Origin of the sequence: Sphingomonas sp. (assembly GCF_017745215.1) — a bacterium.
Taxonomy (GTDB): Bacteria; Pseudomonadota; Alphaproteobacteria; order Sphingomonadales; family Sphingomonadaceae; genus Sphingomonas.
Window position 1 is genome coordinate 68,550 of record NZ_JAGHZV010000011.1, and the last position, 14,930, is coordinate 83,479.

Below are 14,930 nucleotides of genomic sequence, written 5' to 3' on the forward strand. Positions count from 1 at the left end.
GCGCATCGCTTGCGCCGCCCGCGCGTTCCAGCCAATAGCACCAGCCATCGAGGGGGATCGACATGGCATCACAGGCAATCAAGCGCGACCTCACCACCGGGCCGATCGGCCCGGCGCTGTTCCAGTTCGCGATCCCGACGCTGATCTCGTCGATCGTCCAGTCGCTCCAGGGGTCGGTCAACTCGATCTGGGTCGGCCGCTTCCTCGGCGAGAACGCGCTTGCAGCGACTTCGAGCGCGAACCTGGTCCTGTTTCTCACCATGTCGTTCGTCTTCGGCTTCGGCATGGCGGCGACGATCCTGATCGGCCAGGCCTCGGGCCGGAAGGACCTCGACCAGGTGCGCCGCGTGTTCGGCACGATCGTCGGCAGCTTCTTCGTGATCGTGGCGATCGTCTCGGCGCTGGGCTGGATCTTCACCCCGCAGCTGCTCGGCCTGCTCCACATGCCGCCCGAGGCGGTAGCGCCGGCGCTCGCCTATCTGCGCGTGATCTTCCTCGTTCTCCCGCCGGCACTGACGCTCGCGATCATCACCATGACCCTGCGCGGCACGGGCGACGCCATGACGCCGCTGTGGTTCATGCTCGGGGTGGTGGTGATCGACTGCGGGCTCAACCCGCTGCTGATCCTCGGCGTCGGGCCCTTCCCGCGGATGGGCATCGCCGGCTCGGCGACCGCGACGCTGGTCGCGAACCTGCTCGCGTTGGTGGTCATGGTCGTCGCCATCTACTGGCGCGACATGCCGATCCGGCTGCGCGGCGCGGAGCTCGGCTATCTCCGGCCCGATCCCGCGCTGCTGAAGCGCATCGTCGCGATGGGCTTTCCGATGGGGCTTCAGATGATCGTGCTGAGCCTCGCCGGCATCGCAATGGTCAGGCTGGTCAACCGTGAGGGTGTCGACACCGCCGCGGCTTACGGCGTGGCGCTCCAGCTGTGGACCTATGTCCAGATGCCCGCGGTGGCGGTGAGCGCGGCGGTGAGCGCGATGGCGGCGCAGAACATCGGCGCGGGCAAATGGGACCGGATCGGCGCGATTACCCGCTCGGGCATCCTGTTCAACCTCGCGATGACCGGCGGGCTCGTCGTGTTGCTCGCGATCGCCGATCGGCCCGCGCTCGCGCTGTTCCTCGGCGGGGACAGCCCCGCCCTGCCGATCGCGCAGCACATCCAGCTGATCGTCACCTGGAGTTTCCTCCTCGCCGGCGGCACGATGGTGCTGTTCGGCACGATGCGCGCGAACGGGGTGGTGTGGGTGCCGCTGTGCGTCTTCGCGTTCACCATGCTGCCGCTGCGGCTCGGCATCGCGACCTTCGGCCGCGGCGTACTGGGGCACGACGCGCTGTGGATCTCCTTCCCGATCAGCTCGGTGACCAGCCTCGCGCTCGCCATAGCCTTCTATCGCTGGGGCAATTGGCGCAAGCCGCGCGCGCCGATGATGCAGCGGCCGAGCCCCGAGGCAGCGGCGGAGGAAGCACTTGCCGCGGCCGAACCCGAAGGGCGGATGACGCCGGGCGGCTGAGCGCTTGCGCGGACGGGGGGAAGGGACCAATAGCGCCGCATGAGCCATTACCCCGCCCTCCGCCTCCGCCGCACGCGCACTTCGGGCTGGAGCCGCCGGCTGCATGCCGAGACGGTGCTCACCCCCGCCGACCTGATCTGGCCGCTGTTCGTGACCGAGGGTGGCGAGGAGGAGCCGATCGGATCGCTCCCGGGCGTATCGCGCTGGCCGGTCGCGGCGATCGCGGCGAAGGCCAGGGAAGCAGCGGCGCTGGGCATCCCCTGCATCGCGCTGTTCCCGAATACGCCGCGCGAGCTGCGCACCCAGGACGGGCGCGAGGCGCTCAACCCCGACAACCTCATGTGTCGCGCGATCAAGGCGATCCGAGATTCGGGCGCGGACGTGGGCATCCTCACCGACGTCGCGCTCGATCCCTATACCGCGCACGGCCATGACGGGTTGGTCGACGGCGAAGGCTATGTCCTCAACGACGAGACCGCCGAGGTGCTGGTCAACCAGGCGCTGGTCCAGGCCGAGGCGGGGGCGGATATCGTCGCGCCCTCGGACATGATGGATGGCCGCGTCGGGCTGATCCGCGCCGCGCTGGAGGTGGCGGGGCATGTCAACGTCCAGATCATGGCCTATGCCGCCAAGTACGCGAGCGGCTTCTACGGGCCGTTCCGCGATGCGGTCGGCTCGCGCGGGCTATTGAAGGGCGACAAGAAGACCTATCAGATGGACCCGGCCAATGCCGAGGAAGCGCTGCGCGAAGTCGCGCTCGACCTCGACGAGGGCGCCGACAGCGTCATGGTCAAGCCGGGGCTGCCCTATCTCGACATCATCGTCCGCGTGAAGGATCGCTTCGAGGTCCCTGTCTTCGCCTATCAGGTCTCGGGCGAGTATGCGATGATCGAGGCCGCGGCGGCGGCAGGCGCGGGCGAGCGCGACGTGCTGGTGCTCGAGACGCTGCTGGCGTTCAAGCGCGCGGGCTGCTCGGGCGTGCTGACCTATCATGCTCCGCATGCGGCGAAGCTGCTGGGAGCATGATCCGCACGCCCCGATTGATCCTGCGGCTGCCCGAGGCCGCCGACCGGCCCGCGCTGTACGCGATGTGGGCCGATCCCGAGGTGATGGCCGACCTCGGCCCGGTGAAGGACGCCGCGGCCAGCGACGCGGTGCTCGCCAAGCACGACAGCTATCGCCGCGAGGGGCTGGGTTTCTGGACGGTCGAACGCGCCGGGGACGGAGCGGTGGTCGGCTTCTGCGGCCTGAAGCGCGGCGACATGCACAACCCGATCGCCGGCGAAGTCGAGGCGGGGTGGATCATCGCGCGGCCCTATTGGCGGCAGGGCTATGCCCATGAGGCGATGGCCGCGGCGCTCGACTGGGGCTGGGCGAACACCTCGGAGCGGCGGATCGTCGCGATCACCGCGGCGGCGAACCTCAAGAGCCAGGCGCTGATGGAGAAGCTTGGCATGTCCCGCGTGCCCGGCGGCGATTACGAGCACCCGCTCTTTCCCGTGGGCGACCGGCTGAAATCCACTGTCACCTATGCGATCGCGAGGCCGGCATGATCGAGAGTGAACGCTTGATCCTCCGCGGCTGGCGCGAGGACGATCTCGAGCCCTTCGCGGTGATGTGCGCCGATCCGCAGGTGATGGCGACGCTCGGCCCGCTGATGAGCCGCGAGGAGACGCGGGCGCTGATCGCGCGGGTCGAGACGCTGCGCGCCGAGCACGGCTTCACCTTCTGGGCGATGGAGCGCAGGGCCGACGGCGCGTTCCTCGGCTGGTGCGGCGTGAAGCCGGGGGCGGCGAACACGCCGATCGAGGGGCAGATCGAGATCGGCTGGCGGATCGCCGCGGACCATTGGGGGCAAGGCTATGCCCGCGAAGCGGCGGCGGCGACGCTGGCCTGGGTCTGGGCCAATCTCGATGCGCCGCTGGTTGCCGCGATCACCACGCCCGGGAATGTCCGCAGCTGGGGACTGATGGAGCGGCTGGGGATGGTGCGTGCGCCCGAGGATGATTTCGATCACCCCAACCTGCCCGACGACAGCCCGCTCAAGGCGCACGTCACGTATCGGATCAGGCGACCCGGTTAATCGAAGCGCAAGCGGCCGGCGTTATGGCGTCGGATTCCGGGGAGAGAGAGCGCCGATGGAGGCTGTGACGGCAGAGGGCGGAACCGCAGCGGCGGCGGAAAGCGGCGCGCGGGCGCATTGGCTGTTCGTCGCGGCGATCCTCACCGGATCCTTCCTGCTGTTCCTCGTCCAGCCGATGGTCGCGCGGATGGCGCTGCCGCGGCTCGGCGGCGCGCCTGCCGTCTGGAACTCGGCGATGCTCGTCTACCAGGCGCTGCTGCTCGGCGGTTACGCCTATGCGCATTGGCTGGGGCGGGTAAGGCCGCGGACGCAGGCGTGGATCCACCTCGGCGTGCTCGCCGTGGCAGCGCTGTGGCTGCCGATCGGGCTGAGCGCGATGCAGCTTCCCGCCGATGCCCAGCCGGCGATCTGGGTGCCCTGGCTGCTCGGCGCATCGATCGGCCCCCTGTTCTTCGCGATCGCCGCGCAGGCGCCGCTGCTCCAGCGCTGGTACAGCCTGGTGACCCACGGCCGCGACCCCTACGCGCTCTACGCCGCCTCGAACATCGGCAGCTTCGGCGGGCTGCTGGCCTATCCGCTGCTCGTCGAGCCGGGCCTCGCGCTCAAGGCGCAGAGCTGGCTGTGGACCAGCGGTTACATCCTTGTCGTCGCGCTGGTCGCCGGTTGCGGGCTGCTGCTCCCGCGCAAGGCCGAGGGGGTGCCGCACGTCGCGCACCACAGCGTCGCGCCCGAGTGGCGACGCGTGCTCCACTGGGTGGTGCTCGCCTTCGTCCCTTCGGGGCTGATGCTCGCGACGACGACCTTCCTCACCACCGACATCGTCGCAGTGCCGATGCTCTGGGTGCTGCCGCTGGGCCTCTACCTGCTGAGTTTCAGCGTCGCGTTCAGCGGCAACCGGCTGCTCGTCGAGCTGCTCCCGCGCGTCGTCCCGCTGTTCGTGCTGATCTTCGGCGCGACCCTCATCGCCGGCGACCAGCGCTACGCCTATCTCAACGCCTTCATCGGGCTGCTGCTGCTGTTCCTCGTCGCGGTCGCGCTCCATGCCCGCATGTATGCGCTGCGGCCCGCGCCCGACCGGCTGACAGGCTTCTACCTCGCCATGTCGGTGGGCGGGGCGCTGGGCGGCGTCTTCTCGGGGCTGGTCGCGCCGATCGTGTTCGACTGGACCTATGAATATCCCCTGCTGATCCTCGCCGCCGGCGCGCTGCTGCCCGAAGCCTTCCTCTTCGGCTTCACCGCCGATTACTGGAGCGCGAGCGACCCGCAGTGGCGCCGCATCCGCCTGCTCGCGGTGATCCTGGGGATCGTGCTCTTCACCTACCTCGGCCTCGCCAACCCCGGCGGGCTGCTGGGGTGGAAGCCCGAGAACGTCGCCTTCATCGTCGTCGCGCTGCTCGGCGTGCTCGCTGTCGGCAAGCGGCTGCCGTTCGTGCTCGCGCTTGCCGGCGGGATCATCCTGTTCGGCGGCTACCGCTCGATCCAGGCCTCGGTCGACGGCTCGCGGACGCGCAGCTATTTCGGCGTCTACACGATCACCGACCTGCCGCACGAGCGTCGCCTCGCCCATGGCACCACGCTCCACGGCATCCAGCTCAAGGGGCTGCACGCGCTCCAGCCGACCACCTATTACGTCCCGCGCTCGGGGGTCGGCCGGGCGATGAACGCGCTCGAAGCGCTGTACGGCAAGCAGGCGCGGGTCGGCGTGGTCGGGCTCGGGACGGGGACGCTCGCCTGCTATGCGGTACCCGGCCAGCATTGGCGCTTCTTCGAGATCGACCCCGCCATCGTCCGGATCGCGCGCGATCCGGGCAAGTTCAGCTTCCTCTCCGAATGCCAGCCGCACCCAGACATCGTGATCGGCGACGCGCGCGTGCGGCTCGGCGAACAGCCGTCGGCGAGCTTCGACCTGCTCGCGCTCGATGCCTTCTCCTCGGACGCGGTACCGATGCACCTGATGACCGCCGAGGCCTTCGCCACCTATGCGCGCGTGCTGGCGCCCAACGGCCTGCTCATGGTCCACATCTCGAACCGCTTCCTCGACCTGGCGCCCGTGGTGGCGGCAGCGGCGCAGCGCGGCGGCTGGAGCGCGGCGATGCTCGACTACAAGCCGAGCACGATCGAGCTCGCGCAGGACGCGGGTGCGTCCGAATGGATCGCGCTCTCGAAGGACCCGGCGATGCTCAGGCTGCTCGAGTTGCGCGGCGGCGAGTGGCGCCCGCTCGAGCCGCGCCCGGGCTTCTCGGGCTGGACCGACGATTATGCGTCGATCGTGCCGGTGCTCCGCCCGCCGAGTTGGACGCGCTGACGCTCTGATCGGAAAAATCGATATCGGTTGACACGGTTGACACCAGTCATGGGTGCACCCGTCGATCCATCGTTGATCGATTCAGTCGATCAATCGGGTTGTTGCAGGGACCACGACGAGAAAGAGCGCCGCCGACGCTCGCAGCCCAAATCCTACATTGCAACCGGGCCTAGTGGCTGAGCGCCGCGTTGAGGCTGGTGATCCGCGCCGACTGCTGCCTGGCGAGCGCATCGACGCGCGCGATCAGCGCTTCGAGCGCGGGATAGGGCGGCTGGCCGGCGAGACCGCGCTCGGTCGAGCGTTCCTGCAATCCGGTGAGCAGCGCATTGGCTGCCTCGCGCCGCTGGTCGAGCTCGCCGAGCGCGACCTGGGCGTCGAGCCAGGCGTCGCTCCCCGCCGGCACGCCGCGCGCGACCGCGACGAGCGCTTCGGCGCGCTGGGCGGCGGCGGTGAAGTCCTTGGTCGCCGAATCGAGCTGGGCGTCGGCGTCCGCCATCGCCTTGTCGAGCGCGGCATCGGGCGCGACCGGCTGGGGCGGCGGCGGCGTGGGTTCGTCGAACCCCTGCGATTCGATCGGCCGCGGCAGCAGCGACGGATAGCGATCGGAGTTGCCGTCCATGCAGCCGGCGAGGCCGGAGGCGAGAAGGACGGGCAGGGCGAGGCTCAGGGTACGGCGCATCGACAAATCCTCTATGCGCGCAATAAACCCTTCGCAACGGGGTTGCGCTCCACGAATCCCGCTTCTATAGGCGCCTCTCCCAAGCGCCCGTAGCTCAGCTGGATAGAGCATCAGACTACGAATCTGAGGGTCGGACGTTCGAATCGTTCCGGGCGCGCCATTTTCCAAATCGCTGATTCCCTTGCCAGGGGCGCCGTCCGCCGGGCTGTTTCGTGGCGCCGGCGATCGGACTTGCGGCGCCTCCGGGCCGGCAATAGCATCGCCTTCGCCGAGCAGGAGCCGAGACTTGAGCCGATCCAGGAGCCATCCCCCGCGCCCTGCGCTCAACCTCTCGATCGGCATTACCGGCCATCGTCCGCCCGTCCTCGACACCGAGGCGGCGGCCGCGGCGGCACCGCGGCTGCTCGAGCTGTTCAAGGCACTGGCGCGCGAGGCGGAGGGGGTGAAGTCGCGATACCCGGAGTTGTTCGACCCCGCGCCCTTCCGGCCGCGCCTCGTCTCGCCGCTCGCGGAGGGTGCCGACCAGATCGCGGCCGAAGCGGCGATCGAGACGGGTTATGCGCTGCAGGTGATCCTGCCGCTGCCGCGCGACGATTACCGCACCGACTTCCCCGCCGCCGCCTTCGCCCGGTTCGAATCGCTGATCGAGCGCGCCACCGGCGTGCTCGAACTGCCCGTGCAGCCGTTGGGGCGGGACGAAGGCTATGCGCTCGCCGGCCGCGCGACGGTGGCGCATTGCGACATCCTCGTCGCGCTTTGGGACGGCGAGCCGTCGCGCGGACTGGGGGGCACCGCCGACATCGTCGCGCTCGCGCTCCGGCGCGGCATTCCGGTGATCCATGTGCCGATCGACGCGGCGCATCCCGTCCGCGTGCTGTGGACGAGCTTCGGCGAGTTCATCGACGCCTCGATGATCAGCGCCGTGCCCGCGCGCGAGGTGAGTGCCGCGCTGATCGCCGAAGTGGTGAACGACGTGCTCGGCCCGCCCGAGGACCCCACCGAAGCCGCGCACCTCGCCGACTATCTCCGCGAGCGCGAACGGCTGTTGCGCCCGCGGCTCGAATATCCGCTCCTGCTTGCGACCATGGGCGTGAAGCGGATGCGCGCCTCGGCCTTCGCCAGCGCGCGCTATGCCGAAGCGACGCGGCGCGAATGGGCACCGTTCCACGCCAGCGTCGGCGGCGGCCGGCATGGGGTCGAGGCGCCGCTGGACGCCGTCGAGCAAGCATTCGGCTGGGCCGACCGGCTCGCCCAGCACTTCGCCCAGATCTACCGCTCGGGCCATGTGCTCAACTTCACGCTGGGCGCGCTCGCGGTGTTGATCGCGCTGACCGGGCTGCTCTTCCCCCAGATCAAATTCTGGGGAGCGGTGCTCGAGGCGTTCGCGATCGGCGGCTTCGTGCTCAACACCTGGGTGGGCACCAAGCGCGGCTGGCACCGGCGCTGGCTCGAATATCGCCAGCTCGCCGAGCGCATCCGGCCGATGCGCAGCCTCAAGCTTCTCGGCACCGCGGCGCCGCCGCCGGGCCATGGCGGCGTCGGCCAGCCGCAGCGCTGGATCGACTGGTACGCCCGAGCGCAATGGCGTGCGACCGGCTGCCCGGCGGGGCGCATCCTCGACAGCCATGCGCTGGTCGCGGCGATCGTCGCTGAGGAGATCAAGCCGCAGATGGACTATCACCACAGCAGCGCGCACCAGATGCACCAGCTGGACCACCGGCTCCACACCATCGGCATGGTGCTGTTCTTCCTGTCGATCATCGGCTGTTTCTCGTCGATCTTCATCAAGCTGCTCGACCATCATTTCGCCGAGCTGCACGGGGTGTGGTTCGTGGCGTTCGCGGCGGGACTGCCGGCGCTGGGCGCGGCCATCTTCGGCATCCGCATGCAGGGCGACTTCGGGGCGAGCGCCGAACGGTCCGAGATCACCGCGCACAATCTCGCACGGATCGAAGCGGCGATCGAAGATTCCGCGATCGGCCTCAGGCGCCAGACCGATCTCGCCGAGGCCGCGGCGGCGACGATGCTCTCGGAACTCGGCGACTGGCACCAGGCCTATGCCCAGCGGCGGCTGGAGCTGCCTTAGCGCGTCCCCGCCACGGCGAGCAGCGCGAAGGTGGCGAGCCAGTGGCTGCCCATATAGTCGGTCTCGAGGTGCGGCAGGCTGGCGGCGAGGTGACGCTTGGCGGCGTCGAGCGCAAGCGAGGGATCGGGGAGCGCGTCGGCGAGGCTGCGCCAGCACCAGGCGCGGCTGAGGTTCAGTCCGTCGAGGTGGGCGATCTTGCCGTCGGTGCGGTCCGAGACGGCCGCGGGCGCGAAGAGCGTCGCGGGCTCGCCCTGCGCGAGGCGGGGCAGGAAGCCCGTGAACCAGAGCTCGAAGGCGGGGCCCGGCAATAGCCGGCGCATCAGCAGCGCCTCGCACAGCACGGGGGAGAGGAACTCGTCGCCGCCTGGCTCCCAGGCCTGGCAATCCTCGTCCGCCGCGAACCAGTCGAGCGCGCGCCGAGTGATCAGCGCGGCGAGCGGCGGGTCGTGGTCGAGCGCCCATTCGCGCGCGAGCAGCAGCGCGAAGGCGGTGTTGAAGTGCGTGCCGGTGCGGATCGGATAGGTCTGCCTGGGCAGGAAGCCATGGAACCGGTCGGCGAAGGCGCGGGCGAGCGGCTCGAGCGTGGCGCCCCAGCCGGCGTCATGGCGGCAGAGCTCGGCGTGGAGCATCAGCAGCCACGCCCAGCCATAGGGGCGCTCGAACCCGCCCGACGAGGGCCGCGCGAGATAGGCGAGCTCGCCGGCCGCCTTCTCGGGCGTGAGCAGGCGATCGGCGCGGGCGCGGATCTCGGGCGCCTCGGGCAGGTCGGGGAAGGCGCGGAGCAGCCGCATCAGCTGCCACCAGCCGTGGACGCAGCTGTGCCAGTCGAAGCTGCCGTGGAAGATCGGATGCAGCTCGATCGGTGTGCGGACATCCTCGGGGCCGGTCATCACATGGTCGAGCTTATATGGCCATTGCTGCTCGAGATGGCCGAGGGTGAGCCGGGCGAAGCGGCTGGCGAGGTCAGGGGTGAGGCCGGTCATCGGAAACCCAGGAAATAGAGGAGCGCGATGTTGACCGCGAGCAGCGGCAGCGCGGTGCCGACCTGCGCCTTGACCACGGCGTTGCGGTCCCTGAGCTCGAGAAGTGCTGCGGGGACGAGATTGAAGTTGGCGGCCATCGGCGTCATCAGCGTGCCGCAGAAACCGGCGAGCATGCCCACCGCGGCAATCACCGCGGGGTCGCCGCCGTACTGGCGGATCAGCAGCGGCACGCCGATCGCGGCGGCCATCACCGGGAAGGCAGCGAAGGCGTTGCCCATCGCCATGGTGAACAGCGCCATGCCGATCCCATAGGCGAGCACCGCGCCGAGCACGCTGCCGTGCGGGATCGCCAGGCCGATGAGCCTGCCGACCTCGTCGCCGACGCCGGCGAGCGCGAAGACGGCGCCGAGGCTCGCGAGCATCTGGGGGAGGAGCAGCGCCCAGCCGACGCCGTCCATCAGCCGCCGCCCCTCGTGGAAGGGCGTCGCCGGGCGCGGGCGGAGCCAGAGATAGGCGGTGACGAGCGCGAGAATCACGCCGAAGGCGAGCGAGACGAGCGTCGCCTGCCTGGGGTCGACCAGCCCGGGGAAGCGCTTGAACAGGAAGGTGCCGGCGAGCGCGGTCACCGGGATGATCAGAGCGACGAGGAAGAGCCTGTCCTTGCGCCGCAGGGCCTCCGCCTGGCGCTCCTCGCGCGAGGTGGTGGCGGGGTGGCCGCGGCCGATCAGCCCGGTGCCCGCAAGCGCGACCAAGCCGAGCACGAGGATGCCGTTGCCGAGGTCGCCGAGCCGGTCGCCGGCGAGGAAGCTCAGCGCGATCAGCGCGTAGAAGGCGCCGTTGCCGAAGCGCCTGCGGTGCGCCGTGTCGAGCAGCGTCAGGATCGCGAACGCCGCGAAGGTGACGCCGGCGACGGCGTAGAGGAAGGGCTGGCCGATCATCGGCGGCGCCCCAGCCGCCGGTCGAGCAGGAGCAGGCGGGCCGAGTGGATCGCGAAGGCAGCGATCGCGGTCGGGATCGCCCAGACCGAGAGCTGGAGCGGCTCGAGGCTGATGCCGTAGGTCTCCAGCGCGCCCTTCATCAGCAGGATCGATCCGATCGCGATGAAGATGTCCTCGCCGAAGAACAGCCCGACATTGTCGGTCGCCGCCGCCATCGCGGGGACGCGCTCGTCGTCCTTGTCGCGCTCGGGCGCCTGGGCGTCGGCCGCGGCTTCGGCCATCGGTGCGACAAGCGGGCGGACGCTCTGCGCGGGGCCGGCGATCGAAGTGAGGCCGAGCGCGGCGGTGATCTGGCGGAAGAGGAGGTAGCCGATCAGCAGTCGCCCGACGGTGGCGCCTTTGAGCCGCAGGATCAGGTCGCGCGCGCGCTCCTGCAGGCCGTGGCGCTCGAGCAGCCCGATGACGGGCAAAACGATATAGATGATCGTGACGAAGCGGTTGTTGTTGAAAGCCTTTCCGAAGGCCGAGAGCAGCGCGATCGGGTCCATCCTCGCGGCGAATCCAGTCGCGAGCGCGGAGGCGACGACGACGAGCAGCGGATTGAAGCGGAGCACGAAGCCGAGGATCAGCACGCCGATCCCGACGAGTACCCAGGCGGTCATTGGCCGGGGCCTTTTTCATAGCCGTCATCCCGGCGAAAGCCGGGACCCAGGGCAGTAAAGGTCATCGCTCGTGGCCCTGGGTCCCGGCTTTCGCCGGGATGACGGTGGAAGGGTCCGGTCATGCGCCATAGCCTCCGCCGCCCGGCGTCTCGATCGCGAAGACGTCGCCCGGGGCCATCTCGGCCGAGGCCGTGGCGGGGAGCGTCTCGATCGTGCCGTCGGCGCGTTCGATCCGGTTGATGCCGGGGGCGCCGTCTCCACCGCCGGCGAGACCGAAGGGCGGCACGCGGCGGCGGTTCGAGAGGATGCCGGCCTGCATCGCCTCGCGGAAGCGGATACGGCGGACCGCGCCGTCCCCGCCGTGCCAATGCCCCGCGCCGCCGGAGCCGCGGCGGATGGCGAATTGCTCGACGATCACCGGGAAGCGTGCCTCGAGCACTTCGGGATCGGTGAGGCGGCTGTTGGTCATGTGGGTCTGCACCGCGCTGGTGCCGTCGAAGCCGGGGCCGGCGCCGGAACCGCCGGCGATCGTCTCGTAATATTGGTGGCGGGCGTTGCCGAAGGTGAAGTTGTTCATCGTCCCCTGCGATCCCGCGAGCGCCCCCAGCGCGCCGAACAGCGCGTCGGTCACCGCCTGGCTGGTCTCGACGTTACCGGCGACCACCGCGGCGGGGTAGCGCGGGTTGAGCATCGAGCCTTCGGGCACGCGGATGGTGACGGCACGGAGGAAACCGTCGTTGAGCGGCACCGCAACGTCGATCAGCGTGCGCAGGACGTAGAGGACCGCGGCGCGGACCACCGAGACGGGGGCGTTGAAATTGTCGGGCTGCTGGGGGCTGGTGCCGGCGAAATCGAAGACCAGCCCCTCGGGTGTGCGCTCGGCGGCAATGCGGATCACGGCGCCGCTGTCCATCTCGCAGGCGAAGCTGCCCGGCTCGAGATCGGGGATCAGCCGGCGGACCGCCGCTTCGGCATGGTCCTGGACATGGGCCATATAGGCCTGGACCACTTCGACGCCGTAATCGGCCGAGACGCCGCGCAGCCCTTCGGCACCGCGCGCGCACGCGGCGATCTGGGCGGCGAGGTCGGCGACATTCTGGTCGATGTTGCGCGCCGGCCAGGGGCCGGAGGCGAGCAGCGCGCGGAGATCGGTCTCGCGCAGGCGGCCGCCTTCGACGAGGAGGAAATCGTCGAGGATGACGCCTTCTTCCTCGATGCTCCGGCTGTTCGGCGGCATCGAGCCGGGGCTGATCCCGCCGATATCGGCATGGTGCCCGCGCGCGGCGACGAAGAAGGCGGGGGTATTCCCGCCGGCGAAGACCGGTTGGATCACGGTGATGTCGGGCAAATGCGTGCCGCCGCGATAGGGGGCGTTGAGCGCATAGACGTCGCCCGGGCGGATGCCGCGGCCGTCGGCGGTGCGGTTGGCGAGGACGGTGCGAATGCTCTCGCCCATCGAGCCGAGGTGGACCGGGATGTGCGGCGCGTTGGCGATGAGGTTGCCCGCGGCGTCGAACAGCGCGCAGGAGAAGTCGAGCCGCTCGCGGATGTTCACCGACGAGGCGGAGTGGCGCAGCGCTGCGCCCATCTCCTCGGCGATGCTCATGAACAGGCCGGCGAAGATCTCGAGGCGGACGGGGTCGAGCCCGGTGCCGAGCCGCGCGGCGGTACGGGCAGTGGCGCGGGTTAGGCGGAGGCTGCCCTCGGCATCGAGCGTCGCCCGCCAGCCGGGTTCGATCACGGTGGTGGAGACGGGATCGCTGATCAGCGCCGGGCCGGTGATCTCGGCGCGTTCGGCCAGGCCGGCGCGGACGTGGACCGGCGTCTCGTGCCAGGCGCCGGCCATATAGGCGCGGACGGTGGCGAGCGGGGGCCGGGTCTCCGCAGGCGGCGCGGGCAGCGCGGCGGCGGGTGCGGCTGGGCCGATCGCTTCGGCGCGAAGCATCTCGATCACCGGCTCCGTCGAGGGGGCATAGCCGAAGCGGTGCTGCCAGGCGGCGGCGAAAGCTTCGCGCATCGTGCCGGGGTCGGCAAAGGGGACTTCGATCGCGCTGTCGCTGCCGGGGAGGCGGAGGTGAGCGGTCGCCTCTATCGCAGCGGCTTCGCCGAGCGCCGCTTGCGCCTCCGATTCCAGCGACTTGGCGGCGGCTTCTACGCCCGGATCGCCGATCGGGAGCGCCACGGTGCGTTCGCGGACCTCGCGGCGGCGGGCGATGCCGATGCCATAGGCCGAGAGTACGCCGGCGAGCGGGTGGATGAGCACGGTCTCGATCCCCAGCGCATCGGCGACGAGACAGGCGTGCTGCCCGCCCGCGCCGCCGAAACAGGCGAGCGCAAAGCGCGTGACGTCATGGCCCCGCGCGATCGAGACCGACTTGATCGCATTGGCCATGCTCGCCACGGCGATGGCGATCAGTCCCTCGGCTGCGGCTTCGGGCTTGATTCCCGCCTGCGCCGCGAGCTCCGCCAATCGGCCGAGCGACGCGTCGCGATCGAGCGGCTGGTCGCCCTCGGGCCCGAAGACGGCCGGGAAGAACTCCGGCTGGATCTTGCCCAGCGCGACGTTGCAGTCGGTGACGGTCAGCGGGCCGCCGCGGCGGTAGCAGGCGGGTCCGGGGACCGCGCCCGCGGACTCGGGCCCCGCGACGAACCGCCCGTCCTCGAACCGGCAGATCGAGCCGCCCCCGGCCGCGACGGTGTGGATCCTGAGCATCGGCGCGCGGATGCGTGCGCCGGCGACGATCGTCTCATTGTCGCGCTCATAGGCGCCGGCGTAGAGCGAGACGTCGGTCGAGGTGCCGCCCATGTCGAAGCCGATCACCCGGTCGAACCCCGCCCGCTTCGCGGTCTCGGCCATGCCGACGATCCCACCGGCCGGCCCCGAGAGGATCGCGTCCTTGCCGCGGAAGCTCCGGCCGGCGGCGAGCCCGCCGTTGGACTGCATGAACAGCGGCGCATTCGCCGCGCCCAGCGCCGCCTCGAGCCCCTCGACATAGCGGCGCAGCACCGGCGAGAGATAGGCGTCGACGACGCTGGTGTCGCCGCGCCCGACGAGCTTGACCAGCGCGCCGACGTCATGGCTCGCCGAGACCTGCGAGAAGCCGACCTCGCGGGCGAGCGCTGCCAGCGCGAGTTCGTGCGCCGGGTGGCGATAGCCGTGCATCAGCACGATCGCGATCGCCCTCAGCCCGCGGGCATGGGCCGCCTCGAACGCCGCGCGCGCCGCCTCGAGGTCGAGCGGGCGGAGGGTTTCGCCCTCATGGCTCACCCGCTCGTCGATCTCGACGACTTCGGCATGGAGCGGCGCCGGGCGGACGATGTGGCGCGCGAAGATGTCGGGCCGGTCCTGCGTGCCGATCACCAGCGCATCGCCGAAGCCGCGGGTGATCGCGAGCAGCACCGGCTCGCCCTTGCGCTCGAGCAGCGCATTGGTGGCGATGGTGGTGCCGATGCGGATATCGGCGGGGGGCAGGGGACCTTGTGGCACGCCGGTCAGCTGACGGATCGCCGCCACGGCGGCATCGTCGTAGCGGCCGGGATCCTCGGAGAGCAGCTTGGCGGTGACGAGCGTCCCCGCGGGATCGATCGCCACGACATCGGTGAAGGTCCCGCCCCGATCGACCCAGAATTGCCAGCGCCCCATGGCGCCAGCGTTGGGGGATGGGCTGGAGGCGGTC

Annotated in this window: 11 protein-coding genes and 1 tRNA gene; 7 read left to right on the forward strand and 5 right to left on the reverse strand. The window is 70.4% G+C overall.

Translation table 11 applies throughout. The features are described from left to right. Window positions 1–62 precede the first annotated feature (62 nt). The 5 genes from J7495_RS12735 to J7495_RS12755 are packed head-to-tail and all read left to right on the forward strand — an operon-like array spanning window position 63 to window position 5,905. Window positions 63–1,517 (forward strand): MATE family efflux transporter, encoded by a 1,455-nt coding sequence (locus J7495_RS12735; RefSeq protein ID WP_294056906.1) that lies wholly within the window; start codon window positions 63–65, stop codon window positions 1,515–1,517. A gap of 39 nt (window positions 1,518–1,556) precedes the next feature. Then, complete coding sequence (hemB, locus tag J7495_RS12740) at window positions 1,557–2,543, forward strand: porphobilinogen synthase (RefSeq protein WP_294056907.1); 987 nt, start codon at window positions 1,557–1,559, stop codon at window positions 2,541–2,543. Then, window positions 2,540–3,070 carry a GNAT family N-acetyltransferase gene (locus J7495_RS12745; protein ID WP_294056908.1) on the forward strand — a complete coding sequence of 177 codons (531 nt, stop codon included), beginning with the start codon at window positions 2,540–2,542 and terminating at the stop codon, window positions 3,068–3,070. The genes hemB and J7495_RS12745 overlap by 4 nt, the downstream gene beginning before the upstream one ends. Continuing rightward, complete coding sequence (locus tag J7495_RS12750) at window positions 3,067–3,600, forward strand: GNAT family N-acetyltransferase (protein ID WP_294056910.1); 534 nt, start codon at window positions 3,067–3,069, stop codon at window positions 3,598–3,600. The genes J7495_RS12745 and J7495_RS12750 overlap by 4 nt, the downstream gene beginning before the upstream one ends. A gap of 55 nt (window positions 3,601–3,655) precedes the next feature. After that, complete coding sequence (locus J7495_RS12755; protein WP_294056911.1) at window positions 3,656–5,905, forward strand: fused MFS/spermidine synthase; 2,250 nt, start codon at window positions 3,656–3,658, stop codon at window positions 5,903–5,905. Window positions 5,906–6,074: 169 nt separating this feature from the next. Here J7495_RS12755 and J7495_RS12760 read toward each other — a convergent pair whose 3' ends face one another. Then, complete coding sequence (locus J7495_RS12760; protein ID WP_294056912.1) at window positions 6,075–6,584, reverse strand: hypothetical protein; 510 nt, start codon at window positions 6,582–6,584, stop codon at window positions 6,075–6,077. Between the two features lie 83 nt (window positions 6,585–6,667). Between J7495_RS12760 and J7495_RS12765 the strand changes: the two genes are divergently transcribed. Further along, window positions 6,668–6,744, forward strand: a tRNA-Arg gene (locus tag J7495_RS12765). A gap of 126 nt (window positions 6,745–6,870) precedes the next feature. Further along, window positions 6,871–8,670 carry a hypothetical protein gene (locus J7495_RS12770; protein ID WP_294056913.1) on the forward strand — a complete coding sequence of 600 codons (1,800 nt, stop codon included), beginning with the start codon at window positions 6,871–6,873 and terminating at the stop codon, window positions 8,668–8,670. On the opposite strand, the gene J7495_RS12775 is transcribed toward J7495_RS12770, so the two are convergent. From J7495_RS12775 to J7495_RS12790, 4 genes are all read right to left on the reverse strand, one after another. Further along, window positions 8,667–9,653 carry a DUF2891 domain-containing protein gene (locus J7495_RS12775; RefSeq protein WP_294056914.1) on the reverse strand — a complete coding sequence of 329 codons (987 nt, stop codon included), beginning with the start codon at window positions 9,651–9,653 and terminating at the stop codon, window positions 8,667–8,669. The genes J7495_RS12770 and J7495_RS12775 overlap by 4 nt on opposite strands. Beyond that, complete coding sequence (locus J7495_RS12780) at window positions 9,650–10,591, reverse strand: DUF979 domain-containing protein (protein ID WP_294056915.1); 942 nt, start codon at window positions 10,589–10,591, stop codon at window positions 9,650–9,652. The genes J7495_RS12775 and J7495_RS12780 overlap by 4 nt, the downstream gene beginning before the upstream one ends. After that, window positions 10,588–11,253: a DUF969 domain-containing protein gene (locus J7495_RS12785; protein WP_294056917.1), complete on the reverse strand. Its 666-nt coding sequence runs from the start codon at window positions 11,251–11,253 to the stop codon at window positions 10,588–10,590. Before J7495_RS12785 ends, J7495_RS12780 begins: the two co-directional genes overlap by 4 nt. 118 nt (window positions 11,254–11,371) lie before the next feature. Continuing rightward, a complete protein-coding gene (locus J7495_RS12790) occupies window positions 11,372–14,896 on the reverse strand; it encodes a hydantoinase B/oxoprolinase family protein (RefSeq protein ID WP_294056918.1) in 3,525 nt (1,174 codons plus the stop codon). Window positions 14,897–14,930: the final 34 nt, after the last annotated feature.

What these genes read in the sequence shown, in the direction of transcription:
- J7495_RS12735 (WP_294056906.1), top strand. Translation starts at nt 63, where the DNA reads ATGGCATCACAGGCAATCAAGCGCGACCTCACCACCGGGCCGATCGGC.
- hemB (WP_294056907.1), top strand. Translation starts at nt 1,557, where the DNA reads ATGAGCCATTACCCCGCCCTCCGCCTCCGCCGCACGCGCACTTCGGGC.
- J7495_RS12745 (WP_294056908.1), top strand. Translation starts at nt 2,540, where the DNA reads ATGATCCGCACGCCCCGATTGATCCTGCGGCTGCCCGAGGCCGCCGAC.
- J7495_RS12750 (WP_294056910.1), top strand. Translation starts at nt 3,067, where the DNA reads ATGATCGAGAGTGAACGCTTGATCCTCCGCGGCTGGCGCGAGGACGAT.
- J7495_RS12755 (WP_294056911.1), top strand. Translation starts at nt 3,656, where the DNA reads ATGGAGGCTGTGACGGCAGAGGGCGGAACCGCAGCGGCGGCGGAAAGC.
- J7495_RS12760 (WP_294056912.1), bottom strand. Translation starts at nt 6,584, where the DNA reads ATGCGCCGTACCCTGAGCCTCGCCCTGCCCGTCCTTCTCGCCTCCGGC.
- J7495_RS12775 (WP_294056914.1), bottom strand. Translation starts at nt 9,653, where the DNA reads ATGACCGGCCTCACCCCTGACCTCGCCAGCCGCTTCGCCCGGCTCACC.
- J7495_RS12780 (WP_294056915.1), bottom strand. Translation starts at nt 10,591, where the DNA reads ATGATCGGCCAGCCCTTCCTCTACGCCGTCGCCGGCGTCACCTTCGCG.
- J7495_RS12785 (WP_294056917.1), bottom strand. Translation starts at nt 11,253, where the DNA reads ATGACCGCCTGGGTACTCGTCGGGATCGGCGTGCTGATCCTCGGCTTC.
- J7495_RS12790 (WP_294056918.1), bottom strand. Translation starts at nt 14,896, where the DNA reads ATGGGGCGCTGGCAATTCTGGGTCGATCGGGGCGGGACCTTCACCGAT.